This window comes from Yimella sp. RIT 621 (assembly GCF_004146205.1).
Taxonomy (GTDB): Bacteria; Actinomycetota; Actinomycetes; order Actinomycetales; family Dermatophilaceae; genus Yimella; species Yimella lutea.
In genome coordinates, this window is record NZ_SEIP01000003.1 from 195852 (window position 1) to 210336 (window position 14485).

Below are 14485 nucleotides of genomic sequence, written 5' to 3' on the forward strand. Positions count from 1 at the left end.
TTCGGTCCGGGCGCCTCGCTGTCTGCGATGCCGCTCACCAGGTCACCATCGGGCGCGGCTGTTGAGGGGCGCTCTGCTCCACCTCCACCCGACGTGCGGCGGCCCGCTTGGCGAACGCCTGAGCGTACCCGGCGCCTGCCGCCAGGAGCGTGAGACCGACGACGATGAAGGCACCGGCGCGGACGATGCCGTCCAGACTGGACAAATCGTGCAGGAACAGCTTGCCCAGCGCCAGGACACTGACGCTCAGCCCCATCGAAACGGTCGCGGTCGCGCTGCCCTCCACGCGTAGGCTCAGCCACAGCAGCGCCGAAGCGATCAGCATCCAGGTCACCGTGATCGCGAACTGCGCAACCGGGCGGCCGCCGTCGCCGAGCACGAGGGCGAACAGTCCGCGGTGCACCAGACCGGTGCTCGCCAGCAGAGCGATCGTGCCGAGCGCGATGGCACCTTCCTTGTCCGCACCGTAGCGGCGCACACCGACCAGCGCGATCAGCAGAGCGGAGATCGTCATCAACAGACCCGAGGTGAACGCGACGCCGGGTTCGTCCTCGACCGAGGTCCCGACTCCCGTGACAGCGACGGCGAGGTACCCGGCCGCGGTGAAGACGATCGACAGCGCCGCGGCGTAGTGGTTCTTCACCTGGTAGGTGGACGCTGCCAGGACGACACCGATACCGAGCAGGATCACCGACAACCACGGACCGCGGGTGACGGTCACCGCGGACGCCAGCAGTGCAGCACCGACCACGAGAGCCGCGGCTGCAGAGGTACCGGTACCCACCGGTCGGGCCGCGATCACCGCGCCGAGGGTCATCACGGCGATCGCCGCGCCGGCGATCGCGGCGACCGGACCGGTCAGCGAAGTGACGGCGACGATCATCGGCACACTCGCGACGGCGTACACGCAGGCAGTGATCCATTCGTTCCTGCGACGGCTCGCCATCAGTGCCGAGGCGAGAGCGATCGTGGCCACGAGGTAGGCCGCGATGTGCGTGCTGGCCCGGTACGGCTCCAGTTCTGCGGCGACCGTCGCCGCGAGCGCCACCGGCAGGGTGCGGGCGGCTGCGATGGCCGGCCAGTCCTTGGAGAACTCGGGGACGCAGCCGGCCGCCTGCAACAGCACGAGGAAGGCGATCAGCGGGACGGTGAGACCTTCGGTCAGCACCGGCACGAGCACGCCGACTCCGGCGGTCATCATCACCGCAAGAGCCTGAGAGTTCCAGCGCATCGCGATCGCCACCGTGCCGGCCGCGATCGCCGCGGCGATCACGAGTCCGGCGGCTCCGGGGATCCATTCGTAGAAGTTGGTCGTCGCGACCACGCACAGGAAGAGGCCGGCGGTACCGGTCGCGGCCAGTGCGATGGCACCGATGCGTCCACCGAGGCGCGACTCCAGGCGAATCGATCCTGCGAGCAGCAGACCGGACAGCAGTGCGCCGCCGGTCACGCGAATCTCGGGGCGCAGCAGTCCTGCTCGGGCAGCGATGACCAGCAGCATGACGACGCCGATGAGGGTCACGAAGACCCCTGCGCCGGCGAAGATCTTGCCGATGACACCGTCGCGCTCCCACCAAGGTCGGCGGACCTGTGGTCGCAGCGGCGGGTATTGATAGGCCGGCTGCGGACCGGATCCGGTGTTGTAGTGAGCGCCGTTCGGGTACTGGTGCTGACCCTGCGGGCCGGGCTGAGTGTTCGGTGTCGTGTTCATGCCTTCAACCCTGGCTCGGCGCGGCCGAACGGACATGAGTAGCACTACTCAACCGACATAGGTACTTCCTGAACGTTCCCCTACCTACGCGTGCAGGCGACGGCGTCCACACCGGAGCCGGGTCTCAGTCGAGGCCGTGCTCCATGGCGTACCTCGCCAACTCGACGCGGTTGCTCAGCTGGAGTTTGCGCAAGGACGACTGGACGTGGTTCTCGACGGTGCGGTGCGAGACGCCGAGGCGGGTGCCGATCTGCTTGGCGCTCAGGCCTTTTGCGACAAACCGGAGTACCTCGGTCTCGCGGTCGGTGAGCTTGGGCAGGTCCGGTCCCTCGCCCGTCGGGACGGTCGCCATCCGGCGGTACTCCCCCAGCACCAGACCGGCCAGGCCGGGCGTGAAGATCGCTTGTCCCTCGGCAGTTGCGGTGACGGCCTCCACGAGTTCAGCTTGGCTCGCCGACTTCACCAGGTATCCGCTGGCACCGGCCTTGACCGCTTCCAGCACGTCCTCGCGCTCGGAGGACGCGGACAGCACGAGAATCCGGGTCGACGGTGAGTGTTCCAGCACGGCGACCGTCGCCTGTGCGCCGTTTCCGTCCGGAAGGTGCATATCCATCAGGACGACGTCAGGCTTGGTCGCAGCTGCTCGATTCGCCGCTGCCGCAACAGAATCCGCGGTTGCGACCACCTCGAATCCGTGCTCGGTGAGGTCACGACCGACACCGTCGCGCCACATCGGGTGGTCGTCGACCACCATGATCGTCGTCATCGCTGCTCGGCTCCCGTCGACGGAATGTGTACTTCCCACTCGGTGCCCTCACCGGGCGCGGTGAACAGGTCGACCGTGCCGCCGAGGTCGGTGACGCGACCCCTGATCGACTTGCTCACACCCATCCTGCCCTCGGCCGCTGCCTCGGCGAGCCGGGACGGGTCGAAGCCCGCACCGTCGTCCCGCACCGTCACCACGATCTCCTCGCCGTCGTCCTCGAGCAGGACGTACGACCTCGCGTCGGCGCCGGCATGCTTGGCGGTGTTGTCGATCGCGGCACACACGACGGCCACGATCTCGTCGGTCATCTGCTCGGGCAGCACGATCGGTTGCCCGGGCGCGGCGAGGGAAACCTGCGTCGGCAGTACTTCCTCAAGGCGTGATCGCAGGTCACGCTCGACCGGCACCGGCGCCTTGACGCCGGCCTGACGAGACAGCAGTTTGCGTAACGCGTCCTCCTGCTCCGCGGCCAGTCGGGCGAGTTCGGCTGTCGGACCACCGATTTCCGCGCCCCTGCGACGCACGAGCGCGAGCACCTGGAGGGTCGAGTCGTGCACCTCCCGGGCCAGTCGTTCGCGCTCCGATGCGGCCGCCTCGAGCCGGATCGCCCGGTCTATCTGCTCGCGGGCACGCCGGACGATCTGGGCTCCCATCCCGACCGCAAGGCCGACGGTCAGCAGAATCGGTAGCGTCGCGTCGAAACCGATGTTGTCGAGTTGGTTGCAGATCGCGAGCGCCGACAGCCCGACGAGACCGGCGCACGCCAGTCCCCACCACGGACCAAGCAGGATCGCAACGGACACAACCGCATTCGCGGCCCAGAAGGTCGTGGGCACCGTCTGGTGGCGATCGAAGTAGTTGTTCTTACCGCCCACCATCAAGGTGCTCGCCATGAGCAACAGCGTCACCACGACCTCGGCTGCGACGACCTGCCGGCGGCGGCGGTACCCGAACGCGAGCAGCATCGCCGCGATGCCTGACCAGACCAACATCAGGGCGAAGACGGCCCAACTCAGCAAGGGTCGGACGTAATGCTCGACCACGGTCCACTGCACCGCACCGGCATAGATCAGCGAGGCGAGACGGAACACCTGGGCGGCGCGCCACAACGGCAGCAGACCCGATGAATCGCGTTGCAGCGTCGCCGTACTCACGTCATCACAGTAGTCGGCAAAGCGCACTGACCTGCGAAGTTGATGCTCTCTTGGTGGACCTCGCGAAACCCATACCTGCGTCTGGTGCGCGCCTGACGTACTGCTTCGCGAAAGGTCCGGGCACCGCGGGGGTGCCCGGACCTTTCGTCCTGCTCCGACTGTTACGAGGCGGTCAGTTGCCCTGGCCCGGGTAGCCCTGCGGCTGCTGGCCACCCTGCTGCGGGTAACCCTGCGGCTGCGACTGCTGATGCGGATACTGCTGTCCCGGAAGGGGGTTCGGCATCGTACCCTGCTGCTCGATCTGCGGGTACTGCGTTGAGTGCGGCTCGACCGGGTCACCTGGGTCGGGCATGTTGTACCCGCCGAAACCACCTGCGGTGCCGCCGGGACCGGTGCCGAAGTTCACGTTCGGGACGGCGCGCTCGTTGCCTTCGGCTTCGAAGTACTCGGCCCGCGCGACACCGGCCGGACCCGCGAGGAATTTGGTCGGGATCGACTCGATCGCGGTGTTGAGTTCGCGGACGATCGCGTTGTAGTAGCGGCGACCCGAGGCGATGCGGTCCTCGGTGGACGACAGTTCGTTCTGCAGTCCGAGGAAGTTGGAGTTCGACTTCAGATCCGGGTAGGCCTCGGCGACCGCCATGAGGCGTCCGAGCGCCTGGGTCAACTGGCCCTCGTTCTGCGCAGCGGTTGCCGGTGTGTCGCCGCCGCTGATCGCGGCCGAGCGGGCGCGCAGCACTTCGTCGAGCGTTGCGCGTTCGTGCTGGGCGTATCCCTTCACGGTCTCGATGAGGTTTGGGATGAGGTCGTGACGTCGCTTGAGTTCGACGTCGATCTGGTGCCAGGCCTCCTGCACCTGGTTACGCTTCTTCACCAGGCCGTTGTAGGACGAGATGCCCCACACCACGAGCAGGACGATGATCAGGACGATGGCGAGCAGAACCCACGTCATCAGCAAGTCTCCTTCGGTTGCATTGCCGCTCAGCCTACGTGCTGGTCGGCTCCCGGATCAGCTGTCCACACCCTCGAACCGCCGCAGCACCAACTCGGCGAGCCGCGGGTCGTCGCCCAGCGGCGCCGACACCCGTGCCCCGAGGCCGGTGAGCCGGTCGTGGAAGAAGCCGGACCCCATGAGGTAACTCGCGACGACCACCGCGCCCGGGTCGCCGCCGTGCTCTGCGGCAACCACCCGGACGGCGTCGTCCACCGAAGGCTGCCGGGCGGCCAGATAGCCCAGCGCGACCGTCCCGGCCCAGCGTTCGGCGAGCAGGTCACGCATCCGTTCGGCGTCCGTCGCGCCGGCGGCGCGGCTCGATCCGGCGACGGCGAGCACCACCGGGGCGTTCAGCGTCGCGCCGGCGTCGACGAGCCGGTCGACGAGCACCTGCGCCAGCAACGCGTGCGGACCGAGCGCGGGCGCGGCGTGGGCGTGCGGGTGGGCCGCCACGGCCTGCGCCACGTCAACCTCGGTGTGGAAGCCCGACGACAGCAGCAGCGGCACGACCACCACCGAATCGTGCTGCGCCGCAAGGTCGTTCACGACCTGCGGCAACTCCGGTTGCTGCACGTCGACGTACGCCTCGCGCACGGTGAGGTCGGGGCGACGGCGCGCGACCTGCGCGACGATCGAGCGCACGACAGCCTGCCCCTGCGGGTTGTTGGTGCCGTGGGCGCAGACGACGAGCGCACGCGTCATCGGTCGGCCACCGCCAGGCGGTAACCCCGCTTGACGACGGTGGTGACCAGATCACGGTCGGGCAGCGCGTCGCGCAGTCGGGCGACGGCGACCTCGGCGACGTGCGGGTCGACGGCGGTGCCGGGCAGCACCGCGAGGATCTGCTCGCGGGTCACCACCGCACCGTCGGCGGCCGCGAGGCGGTGCAGCACCGCCAGGCCGGCCGGTGACAGGCTGAGCCGCCGGCCGTCGAGCACCGCCTCCGAACGCCAGACCCGCAGGGTGCCCGCCGGGGTGACCGCCTGTGTCGCGTGCACCGGCAGGTGCGCCACCAACGACCGCACCAGCGCGCCGAGCCGGAAACGGTCGGGCACCATCGGATCGATCCCGACCACCCGCAACGGGGCCGCGGTGACCGGGCCGACGGCCGCGGCGACGACGCCGCCGTCGACGGCCATCGCCGCCACACACTCCCGCTCCAGACCCAGGCCGCGGGCGCTGTCGAGGAAGGCCTGTGCTCCGGGTGCGGAGGTGAAGACCACCGAGTCGTACTCCCGGTCGACCACGCGGCGGACGCCGTCCGCGACGGCTCGGGGGTCGGCAGCCGGCCCCCAGCGGTAGACCACGAGCGGTTGCACCGTGGCGCCCGCGTCGGTGAACGCCTCGTCGAGACCGTCGGAGCCGGCGCCGTGGTGTTGCACCGCGACCCGCAGGTCGGCGATCGATTCGGACAGCAGGAAGTCGCGCACCTCGGCGTTGGTCTCCGATTCAGCCACCCAGTCGGGTTCGAGTCCGGCGGCGCGCAGCGCGCCGCTGGTCTTCGGGCCGCGGGCGATGATGCGGGTGTCGCGCAGCATGGCGAGAAGTTCGTCGGCGAGGCCCGCGGCGTCGGCGGCCTCGATCCATCCGGTGAAGCCGACACCGGTCGTGCCAACCACGATCTGCGGCGGTTCGGCGATCAACTCCTTTGTCGCGCGCAGGAGTTCGGCATCGTCGACGTGAGGCACCACCGACAGGGTGGGGGCGTACGCGATCTGCGCACCGCGCCGCTCGAGGGCTGCGGCGAGCTCGGCGCTGCGGCGCTGCCCGGTGAGCAACACCCGGGCACCGACCAGTTGGTCGCCCACCGGGTTCACGAAGATCCGTTCACGGCGTGCGGGTTGCCTGGGTCAGCACCGTCGGGGTCGGTGAGATCGGTGGGATCGGCGAGTTGGCCGACGACGTCGCCGATGACGATCACCGCGGGATTGCCGATCTGCTGCGTCAGCACCTGCTCGGTGATCGTGGCGAGGGTGCCGCGCACGCTGCGCTGCTGCGGGCTGTATGCCTTGTGCACCACCGCCACCGGGGTCGCGGGGTCTTTGCCGGCGCTCACCAGCGACGCGGCGAGTTCGGGCAACCGCCCCATGCCCATGAGCACGACGATCGTGTGCGGCCACTGCACGAGCATGTCCGGCGACACCTCGTCGTGACCCGAGATCATCAGCACGCCGGCGGCCACCCCGCGGTGGGTCACCGGCACCAGTCCGGCCAGCGGCGCGGCGAAGGCCGAACTCACGCCGGGCACGACCTCGACCTCGACGTCGGCCTCGCGGCAGGCGATCCATTCCTCGCCGCCGCGTCCGAGAACGAACGGGTCGCCGCCCTTGAGCCGCACGACGTACCGCCCGCGGCGGGCGCGGTCGATGAGGATCTGGTTGATCTCGTGCTGCGGCACGGGGTGGCGGTAGGGGGTCTTGCCGACGTCGACGATCTCGGCGGTCGAGCCCAGGCTGCGCAGCAGCCCGACGGGGGCGAGGCGGTCGGTGACGACCACATCGGCGCGGGCCAGTTCGCGGCGTCCGCGCACGGTGATGAGGTCGTCGGCGCCCGGGCCGCCACCCACCAGCACGACCTTGCCGGTCGAGGATTCGGGACGGAGTTCGCGCAGCGTCACGTTGGCCTCGATGACCGCGTCGTCGATCGTCGCGGCGTCGTAGGTGCGCGCGTCGCCGCCCTCGAACCACGCCTTCGCCGCGGTGGCAAGGGCACGCAGCCGCTCGGTCTCGGCGGGGTCTTGTTCGTCGGCCGAGACCAGCCACACGTCGGCAAGATCAGCGGCGGTCACCGCGGCGGTGTTCCAGGCGAACGCGTCCGACGCGTAGAGATCGCGCAGGTCTTCGCACAGGGTAGGTGCGTGCACGCGCACGGTCGCGCCGGTCGCGAGCAGCGCCGCCACCCGAGCGGCCGAGATCGGGCCGCCCCCGACGACGAGCACCGGCTTACCGGCGAGATCCATCGCGTGCAACGGGGTCATGCGCTCAACACATCCGTCGTTGTCGGCGGGACGACGCACTCGCCGACCTCGAGCCGGTCGTCGACCACCCGGGTGCTCCAGGTGCCCAGGCAGACCTGATCGTCGGTCGTGCACCGACCGGTCGCCAAGTAGAACGTCTGCTTATACATAGGAGAAACAAGCGTACGGTGAATCGTGCCTCCGACGCAGATCGATCCCACGATGCCGCGGGCCATCACCTGCGCCCCGCTGAACGGGTCCCGGTTGCCGACGGCGTGGATCGAGCCGTCGATGAGCCGCACCACCGCCACCTGAGCGGCGCCCACGCGCACCGGCACCGCGCGTTCCAACGGGATGGCGACCAGGTCGGCCACCGGCGTCCAGTGGATGGGAGCAGTCGCCGGGTCTGTGATCGGGTCGGCCATCGCGTCTGTGACCGCGTCGGTCATCTCATCGGTCATCGGCGAATCTCCAGGGTCGGACCGGACAGGAACACCGGACGGCGCGCCGCATCGACGACCTCGATCTGCGGGTCGCTGCGCTCGGCTGAGGTGGCCGGACGCCGTTGGCCGCGCTCGACCACGTAGTGCAGGTCGTCGTCGGGGGTGTCGTCGTTGACGAACGACGCGAACCGGGCGAGCTTGGCCGGGTCGTCGAGCACGTCGCGCCACTCGTCGGAGTAGGAGTCGACGTGCTTTGCCATCGCCGCGTCGAGGTCGGCGGCCACGCCGAGGCTGTCGTGCAGGATCACGTCGCGCACGTGGTCGAGCCCGCCGTCGATCTCCTCCAGCCAGGCGGCCGTGCGTTGCAGCCGGTCGGCGGTGCGGATGTAGTACATGAAGAAGCGGTCGATCGCCTGCACGAGGCCGGCATCGTCGAGGTCTTCGGCGAGCAACTGTGCGTGGCGCGGGGTGAATCCGCCGTTGCCTCCGACGTAGAGATTCCATCCCTTCTCGGTGGCGATGACTCCGACGTCCTTGCCACGGGCCTCGGCGCACTCACGCGCGCAACCCGACACCCCGACCTTGAGCTTGTGCGGCGATCGCAATCCGCGGTAGCGCAGTTCGAGGGCGATCGCCATGCCCACGGAGTCCTGCACGCCGTAGCGGCACCAGGTGCGTCCGACGCACGACTTCACCGTGCGCAGCGACTTGCCGTAGGCGTGGCCCGACTCGAAGCCGGCGTCGACGAGCCGCTTCCAGATCACCGGCAACTGGTCGACCCGGGCACCGAACAGATCGATGCGTTGGCCGCCGGTGATCTTGGTGTAGAGGTCGAAGTCGGCGGCCACCTGGCCGATCGCGATGAGGCCCTGCGGGGTGATCTCGCCGCCGGGAATGCGCGGCACCACCGAGTAGGTGCCGTCCTTCTGCAGGTTGGCGAGCATGTGGTCGTTGGTGTCCTGCAGGCCGCCCTGCTCGCCGTCGAGGATGTGCCCGTTGCCCAGGCTGGCGAGGATCGAGGCGACCGTCGGCTTGCAGACATCGCAGCCGTGACCGGTGCCGTGCCGTTCTACGATCGCGCTGAAGGTGGTGAGGCCGGTGACCTGCACGGCGCCGAACAGCTCCGCCCGGCTCATCGAGAAGTGTTCGCACAGCGCCTTGGTGACCTCGACGCCGGCCGCGGCGAGCTGCACCTCGGTGATCTTCTTGACCAGCGGCAGGCAGGAGCCACAGCTCGTGCCGGCCTTCGTGCAGCCCTTCACGTCCGCGAGGCTGCAGCACCCTTCCTGGTCGACGGCCCGGCGCACCTGCCCGGCGCTGACGTTGTTGCACGAGCAGACGGTGGCTTCGTCGGGCAGCTCCAGCTGCGCCGCTTCGCCGCCTTCGGGTGCCACCAAAGCGGCTGGGTCACAGGCGAGTTCCTGACCGAGCATCGGGCGCAGCGAAGCATAGGCGCTGGCGTCGCCGACGAGGATGCCACCCAGCAGGGTGCGGGCGTCGTCGCTGACGACGAGCTTCTTGTAGACGCCGTTGACCGCGTCGGCGTAGGCCACCTCGAGACAACCAGACGTGGTGGCGAAGGCGTCACCGAACGAGGCGACGTCGACGCCGAGCAACTTCAGCTTGGTCGAGGAGTCGGCACCCGGGAAGGTCGCCTCACCGTCGAGCAGCCGGTCGACGACCACCTCCGCCATGGCGTAGCCCGGCGCGACGAGCCCCCACACCCGCGCGTCGATGCAGGCCACTTCACCGATCGCGCTGACCAGTTCGTCGTCGGTGCGACAGCCGGAGTCGACGACCACTCCGCCCCGCTCGCCGATCGTCAGACCGGCGTCGCGGGCGAGTTCGTCGCGCGGTCGCACGCCGGTGGCGAAGATGACCACCTCGACGTCGATCGAGTCGCCGTCGGCGAAGGTCATCGCCCGCACCCGTCCGGTGCGTTTGTCGGTGATCTTGGCGGTGGCCGTGTCGGTGCGGACGGTGACCCCCAACGCCTCGATGAGCCGGCGCAGTTGCGCTCCGCCGCCTTCGTCGACCTGCAACGGCATCAGCCGGGGCGCGAACTCGACCACGGTGGCCTCGGCGCCGAGCGCCTGCAACGCGCCGGCCGCCTCGAGCCCGAGCAGGCCACCGCCGACGACGGCTCCGCGCACCGGCCGGCCCGGATGGTCGGCCCGCAGCTTCTCGACGAACGACCGCAGGTCGGCGACGTCGTCGATCGTGCGGTAGACGAAACATCCGCGCAGGTCTTTGCCGGCCACCGGCGGCACCGCCGCGTACGACCCGGTGGCCAACACCAGGTGGTCGTAGCTGAGCAACTGCCCGGTCGACAATTCGACCACGCGGGCCAGCCGGTCGACCCGCAGCGCGCGGACGCCCTTGCGCAGGCGCACCAGCGGGTCGCGCCACAACTGGTCCTGCCCGAGCGCGAGGTCGTCGGGGTCGCGGCCGGTGAAGTAGGAGGTCAACGCCACGCGGTCGTAGGGCGGACGCGGCTCCTCGGCCAGCACCGTCACCCGGTAGCTGTCGGCGTTGTCCCGGGCTCGGAGGGCTTCGACGAAGCGGTGCGCGACCATGCCGGCGCCCACCACGACGACGTGTCGCTGATTCGGGTCGGTCGGGCTCATCGCAGGCTCCTGGCTTCGTCGGGGGTCATCGGGATGGTTCGAAAGTAGGTGCGTCGTGTTTCGGCACGAGGTCCGAAAATGTTTCGGGCAGGCAAATTCGTGCTCACGGTGAGCCCGGCGACGGGTGAGCGCCGAGGGTCGCGTGCGCGTCTGCCGCGGCCGGGGTGGACAACGGCGTCGCGTTCGCCGGACGGGTGTCGGACGGCGGGTCGACCTCCTCCATCCACGCGAGCAGCCCCTCCACCGCCGAGGCGCATCCGCCGCATCCGGTGGTGGCCCGGGTGCGTGCGGCGACCGCCTCGACGTCGCGGTCACCCGCTGCGTGCGCGCCGACGATCTCCCGCTTCGTCACGCCGTTGCACCGGCAGACGGTGGCGTTGCCGGGCATGGTCGCGAGGTTGGTGCGGTCCGCACCCTGGCCCGCGCCCGTGCCGGTCGGCAGCTCGGCGAAGAGCAGATGGGTGGGGTCCTTCGGCGTGGGTGTGCGCCGCTCGAACGCCGCGGTGAGGTCGGCCGCAAGGTCGGGCGCGCCGATGCAGGTCGCGGCGACGACCCGGTCAGCCGCGACCTCGACACTCACGTGCCGACCGGCGCCCGGGTCGCTGAGGGTCACCGTGCGTCCGGCACCACCGGCACCACCGGCGGCGCCCATGGTGACCACCGAGAGTCCGCGCGCCTTGAGGGTGACGACGGCATCGGCAGACCCGGAGGCACGAACCGGCCGGCCGACGAGGTCGTGGGCGAGGCGTCGAGCCTGCTCCCAGCCGGGCGCCAACATCCCGGTCCAGCGGCCCTCCTCCTGGGCGCAGTCGCCGATGGCGGCGACGGCCGGGTCTTCGGGGCTACGCAGGTCGACACCGACGACGATGCCGTGCTCGACCGGAAGCCCTGCCGCACAGGCGAGTTCGGTGCGCGGAACAACTCCCGCACTGGCCACGACGAGGTCGCTCGGCAGCTCGGCGCCGTCGGCGGTGCGCAGCCCGCAGACCGCGCCGTCGTGGCCGATCACGTCGACCACCTCGACATCGAGCAGCACCCCGATGCCCTGGGCGCGCAGCGAGTCGGCGAGCACCTGTGCCGCAGCGGCGTCCAACTGGCGATCCATCAGGGCCGGCGTCCGGTGCACCACCGTCACTTCGGCGCCGCGATGGGCGAGGCCGCAGGCGAGTTCGATGCCGAGCAGCCCACCGCCGAGCACGGTGATCCGGCGGCCGGGGCGCGCCGCCGCCGCCAGGTCGCGGCAGTCGTCGATGGTGCGCAGCGTGCGCACACCGCGAAGATCGTCGGTGGGCAACGGAACCCGTGGTTCGGCGCCGGTGGCCAAGACCAGGGTGTCGTAGTCGTGAACCACGCCGTCGGCGTCCGTCACCGCCTTCGCGGCGCGGTCGATCGAGACGACCGTGGTGTCGGTGCGCACGACGACCGGCTCGGACGCGGCCGGCAGGGTGAGCGCGTTGATGTTCGCCCGACCGGCGATCACCTCCGAGAGCAGGAGCCGGTTGTAGGGCAGGTGCGGTTCGGCCCCGAGCACGGTCACCGCGACGGCGCCCGGAGCGGCGAGTGTCTGCAGTTCCTCGACGAAGCGGGCCGCGACCATGCCGTGGCCGGCCACGACGACGCGGTGTGCATTGGAGTCGCCGCTCATGTCGCCGCTCATGTCCCTGCTCCGTGCTCAGCAGGCGACACGTCGACCGCGCACACCTTGAACTCCGGCATCCCGCTCACCGGATCGGTGGCCGGGTTGGTGAGGTCGTTGCAGAACTGGTTGTCGCCGTCGCCGTGGAACGGCACGAACACACAGTCGGGCCGCACCGCGGTGGTCACCCGCGTCGGAGCGACGAACGAGCCACGCGCCGAGGTGATGCGCACGGGTGTGCCGTCCTCGACGCCGATGCGGTGGGCGGTGAGCGGGTGCACCTCGGCGAACCGGTGCTCGCCCGGCCGACCGAGGGCCGCGACGCGGGCGGTCTGGGCGCCCGACTGGTACTGGCGCAGCACGCGTCCGGTGAGCAGGTAGGTGCGCGCGCCCTCGCGCAGATCGTCGTCGACCCCGACGACCGACGGCACGACCGCCAGCGCCCGACCCGACGGCGTCGCAAACCGGTCGAGGAACATCCGTGGGGTGCCGCTGTGTTCGCGGTCGGGGCACGGCCAGTACACCGGTTCGCGGGCCACTCGCTCGTGATCGGCTCCGGCGTAGTCGGCGCGGCCGCCGGCGCTGGCCCGCCCGAGCTCGGCGAACACCTCGATCGGGTCGGTCGCGAATTGCACTGGTGCACCGAGACGTTCGGCGAGTTGCGCCCAGATGACGAGTTCGTCGCGCACCCCGTCGGGCGGGTCTGTTGCTCGGGCCCGTTGCAGGATGCGTCCTTCGAGGGAGGTCATCGTGCCGTCCTCCTCGGCCCACTGCGGCACGGGCAGCACGACGTCGGCGAGCCGGGCCGTCGCCGAGGGCACGAAGTCGGCGACGACGAGCAGGTCGAGACTGGCGAGCCGTTCGCGGACGGTGCCTGCGTCGGGTGCCGAGACGGCGGGGTTGGCGCCGTGCACGAAGAGCACCCGTGGGCCGCCGGGACGACCGAGCGAGTCGAGCAGTTCGACCGCGGGGCGGCCCGGCCCGGGGATGGCGTCGGGATCGACACCCCACACCTTTGCCACATGCGCCCGTGCCTGCGCGTCGGTGATGCTGCGGTAACCGGGCAGTTGGTCGCACTTCTGGCCGTGTTCGCGTCCGCCCTGTCCGTTGCCCTGACCGGTGAGGCAGCCGTAGCCGCTGCCGACGCGACCGGGCAGCCCGAGCGCGAGCGCCAGGTTGATCGCTGCGGTGACGGTGTCGGTGCCGTGCGCGTGCTGTTCGGCGCCGCGTCCGGTGATGACGTAGGCCCCCGCTCCCCCGCGATGGGGTGCGGCGGCCAGGAGCAGTTCGGCGGCCCGCCGGATCTGATCGGCGGGCACACCGGTCGCCTGCTGGGTGAGCTCGGGCCACCAGCACGTAGCCGCGGCTGCCACCGCGCCCCAACCCTCCACGCGGGCCGCGAGGTAGTCGTCGTCGGTGCCGCTCGCCGCGATCACCGCGTGCAGCAGGCCGAGCAGCAGCACCACGTCGGTGCCGGGCAGCGGCCGCAGATGCAGGCCGGCCCCGTCGTCGGTGAGCGCCGCCGTCGCACTGTGCCGCGGATCGATGACAATCAGACCGCCGCGCTGCCGGGCGCCGGCCAGGTGCCGGGTCATCGGCGGCATCGTCTCGGCCGGGTTGCTGCCGACCAGCAGCACCGCGTCGGCGCCGCCGAGGTCGGCGAGCGGGAAGGGCAGACCGCGGTCGAGCCCGAACGCCCGGTTGCCCGCCGCGGCGGCCGACGACATGCAGAACCGGCCGTTGTAGTCGATGAGGGCGGTGCCGAGGGCGACCCGCGCGAACTTGCCCAGGCTGTAAGCCTTTTCGTTGGTCAGGCCACCGCCGCCGAAGACCGCGACCGCGTCGGGGCCGTCGGCCCGTTGCGCCGCACGGACGGCGGTGACGATCCGTTCGTACGCCTCCTGCCAGGTCGCCGCGCGTAGTTCACCGCCCGCGTCCCGCACCATCGGCGTCGTGATCCGGTCGCGCACCGCCAGCAGTTCGGCTGCGGTCCAACCCTTCTGGCACAGACCGCCCTGGTTGGTCGGGAAGTCACGGGGCTGCACCGCGAGCGTGCCGTCGTCAGCCGGTTCGAGCCGCATCGCGCACTGCAGCGCGCAGTAGGGGCAGTGCGTATCAGTGCCGATATCAGTGCCGGTCGTGCCCGTCGTGCTCGTCCGCCGCTGCGGCGAGTCGAGGTCGGTGAGCGTCATCGCCAC

11 protein-coding genes are annotated in these 14485 nt (G+C 70.5%); all 11 read right to left on the reverse strand.

Annotation, left to right across the window (positions count from 1 at the left end):
- Positions 1-34: 34 nt before the first annotated feature.
- The gene (locus EU513_RS04445) at positions 35-1711 is read right to left on the reverse strand and encodes a DUF2339 domain-containing protein (RefSeq protein ID WP_168990141.1); all 1677 of its coding nucleotides are present in this window, start codon (positions 1709-1711) and stop codon (positions 35-37) included.
- A 124-nt stretch (positions 1712-1835) separates the two neighbouring features.
- A complete protein-coding gene (locus EU513_RS04450; protein WP_129624674.1) occupies positions 1836-2477 on the reverse strand; it encodes a response regulator transcription factor in 642 nt (213 codons plus the stop codon).
- A complete protein-coding gene (macS, locus tag EU513_RS04455; protein WP_205744669.1) occupies positions 2474-3631 on the reverse strand; it encodes a MacS family sensor histidine kinase in 1158 nt (385 codons plus the stop codon). The genes EU513_RS04450 and macS overlap by 4 nt, the downstream gene beginning before the upstream one ends.
- Before the next feature lie 172 nt (positions 3632-3803).
- The gene (locus EU513_RS04460; RefSeq protein ID WP_205744670.1) at positions 3804-4583 is read right to left on the reverse strand and encodes a LemA family protein; all 780 of its coding nucleotides are present in this window, start codon (positions 4581-4583) and stop codon (positions 3804-3806) included.
- 57 nt (positions 4584-4640) lie between these two features.
- Positions 4641-5327: a sirohydrochlorin chelatase gene (locus EU513_RS04465; protein WP_129624675.1), complete on the reverse strand. Its 687-nt coding sequence runs from the start codon at positions 5325-5327 to the stop codon at positions 4641-4643.
- Positions 5324-6442 (reverse strand): uroporphyrinogen-III synthase, encoded by a 1119-nt coding sequence (locus tag EU513_RS04470; protein WP_370447339.1) that lies wholly within the window; start codon positions 6440-6442, stop codon positions 5324-5326. The genes EU513_RS04465 and EU513_RS04470 overlap by 4 nt, the downstream gene beginning before the upstream one ends.
- On the reverse strand, positions 6439-7602 hold the full coding sequence (cobA, locus tag EU513_RS04475) for a uroporphyrinogen-III C-methyltransferase (RefSeq protein WP_129624676.1): 1164 nt from the start codon (positions 7600-7602) through the stop codon (positions 6439-6441). The genes EU513_RS04470 and cobA overlap by 4 nt, the downstream gene beginning before the upstream one ends.
- Positions 7599-8042, reverse strand: a complete 444-nt coding sequence (locus EU513_RS04480) for a nitrite reductase (NAD(P)H) small subunit (protein WP_240795917.1) — start codon at positions 8040-8042, stop codon at positions 7599-7601. Before EU513_RS04480 ends, cobA begins: the two co-directional genes overlap by 4 nt.
- Entirely contained in the window at positions 8039-10651 is a 2613-nt protein-coding gene (nirB, locus tag EU513_RS04485) for a nitrite reductase large subunit NirB (RefSeq protein ID WP_129624677.1), read from the reverse strand. The genes EU513_RS04480 and nirB overlap by 4 nt, the downstream gene beginning before the upstream one ends.
- Before the next feature lie 103 nt (positions 10652-10754).
- A complete protein-coding gene (locus EU513_RS04490; protein ID WP_168990142.1) occupies positions 10755-12308 on the reverse strand; it encodes an FAD-dependent oxidoreductase in 1554 nt (517 codons plus the stop codon).
- Positions 12305-14479: a molybdopterin oxidoreductase family protein gene (locus EU513_RS04495; RefSeq protein WP_129624678.1), complete on the reverse strand. Its 2175-nt coding sequence runs from the start codon at positions 14477-14479 to the stop codon at positions 12305-12307. Before EU513_RS04495 ends, EU513_RS04490 begins: the two co-directional genes overlap by 4 nt.
- Between the last annotated feature and the right edge of the window lie 6 nt (positions 14480-14485).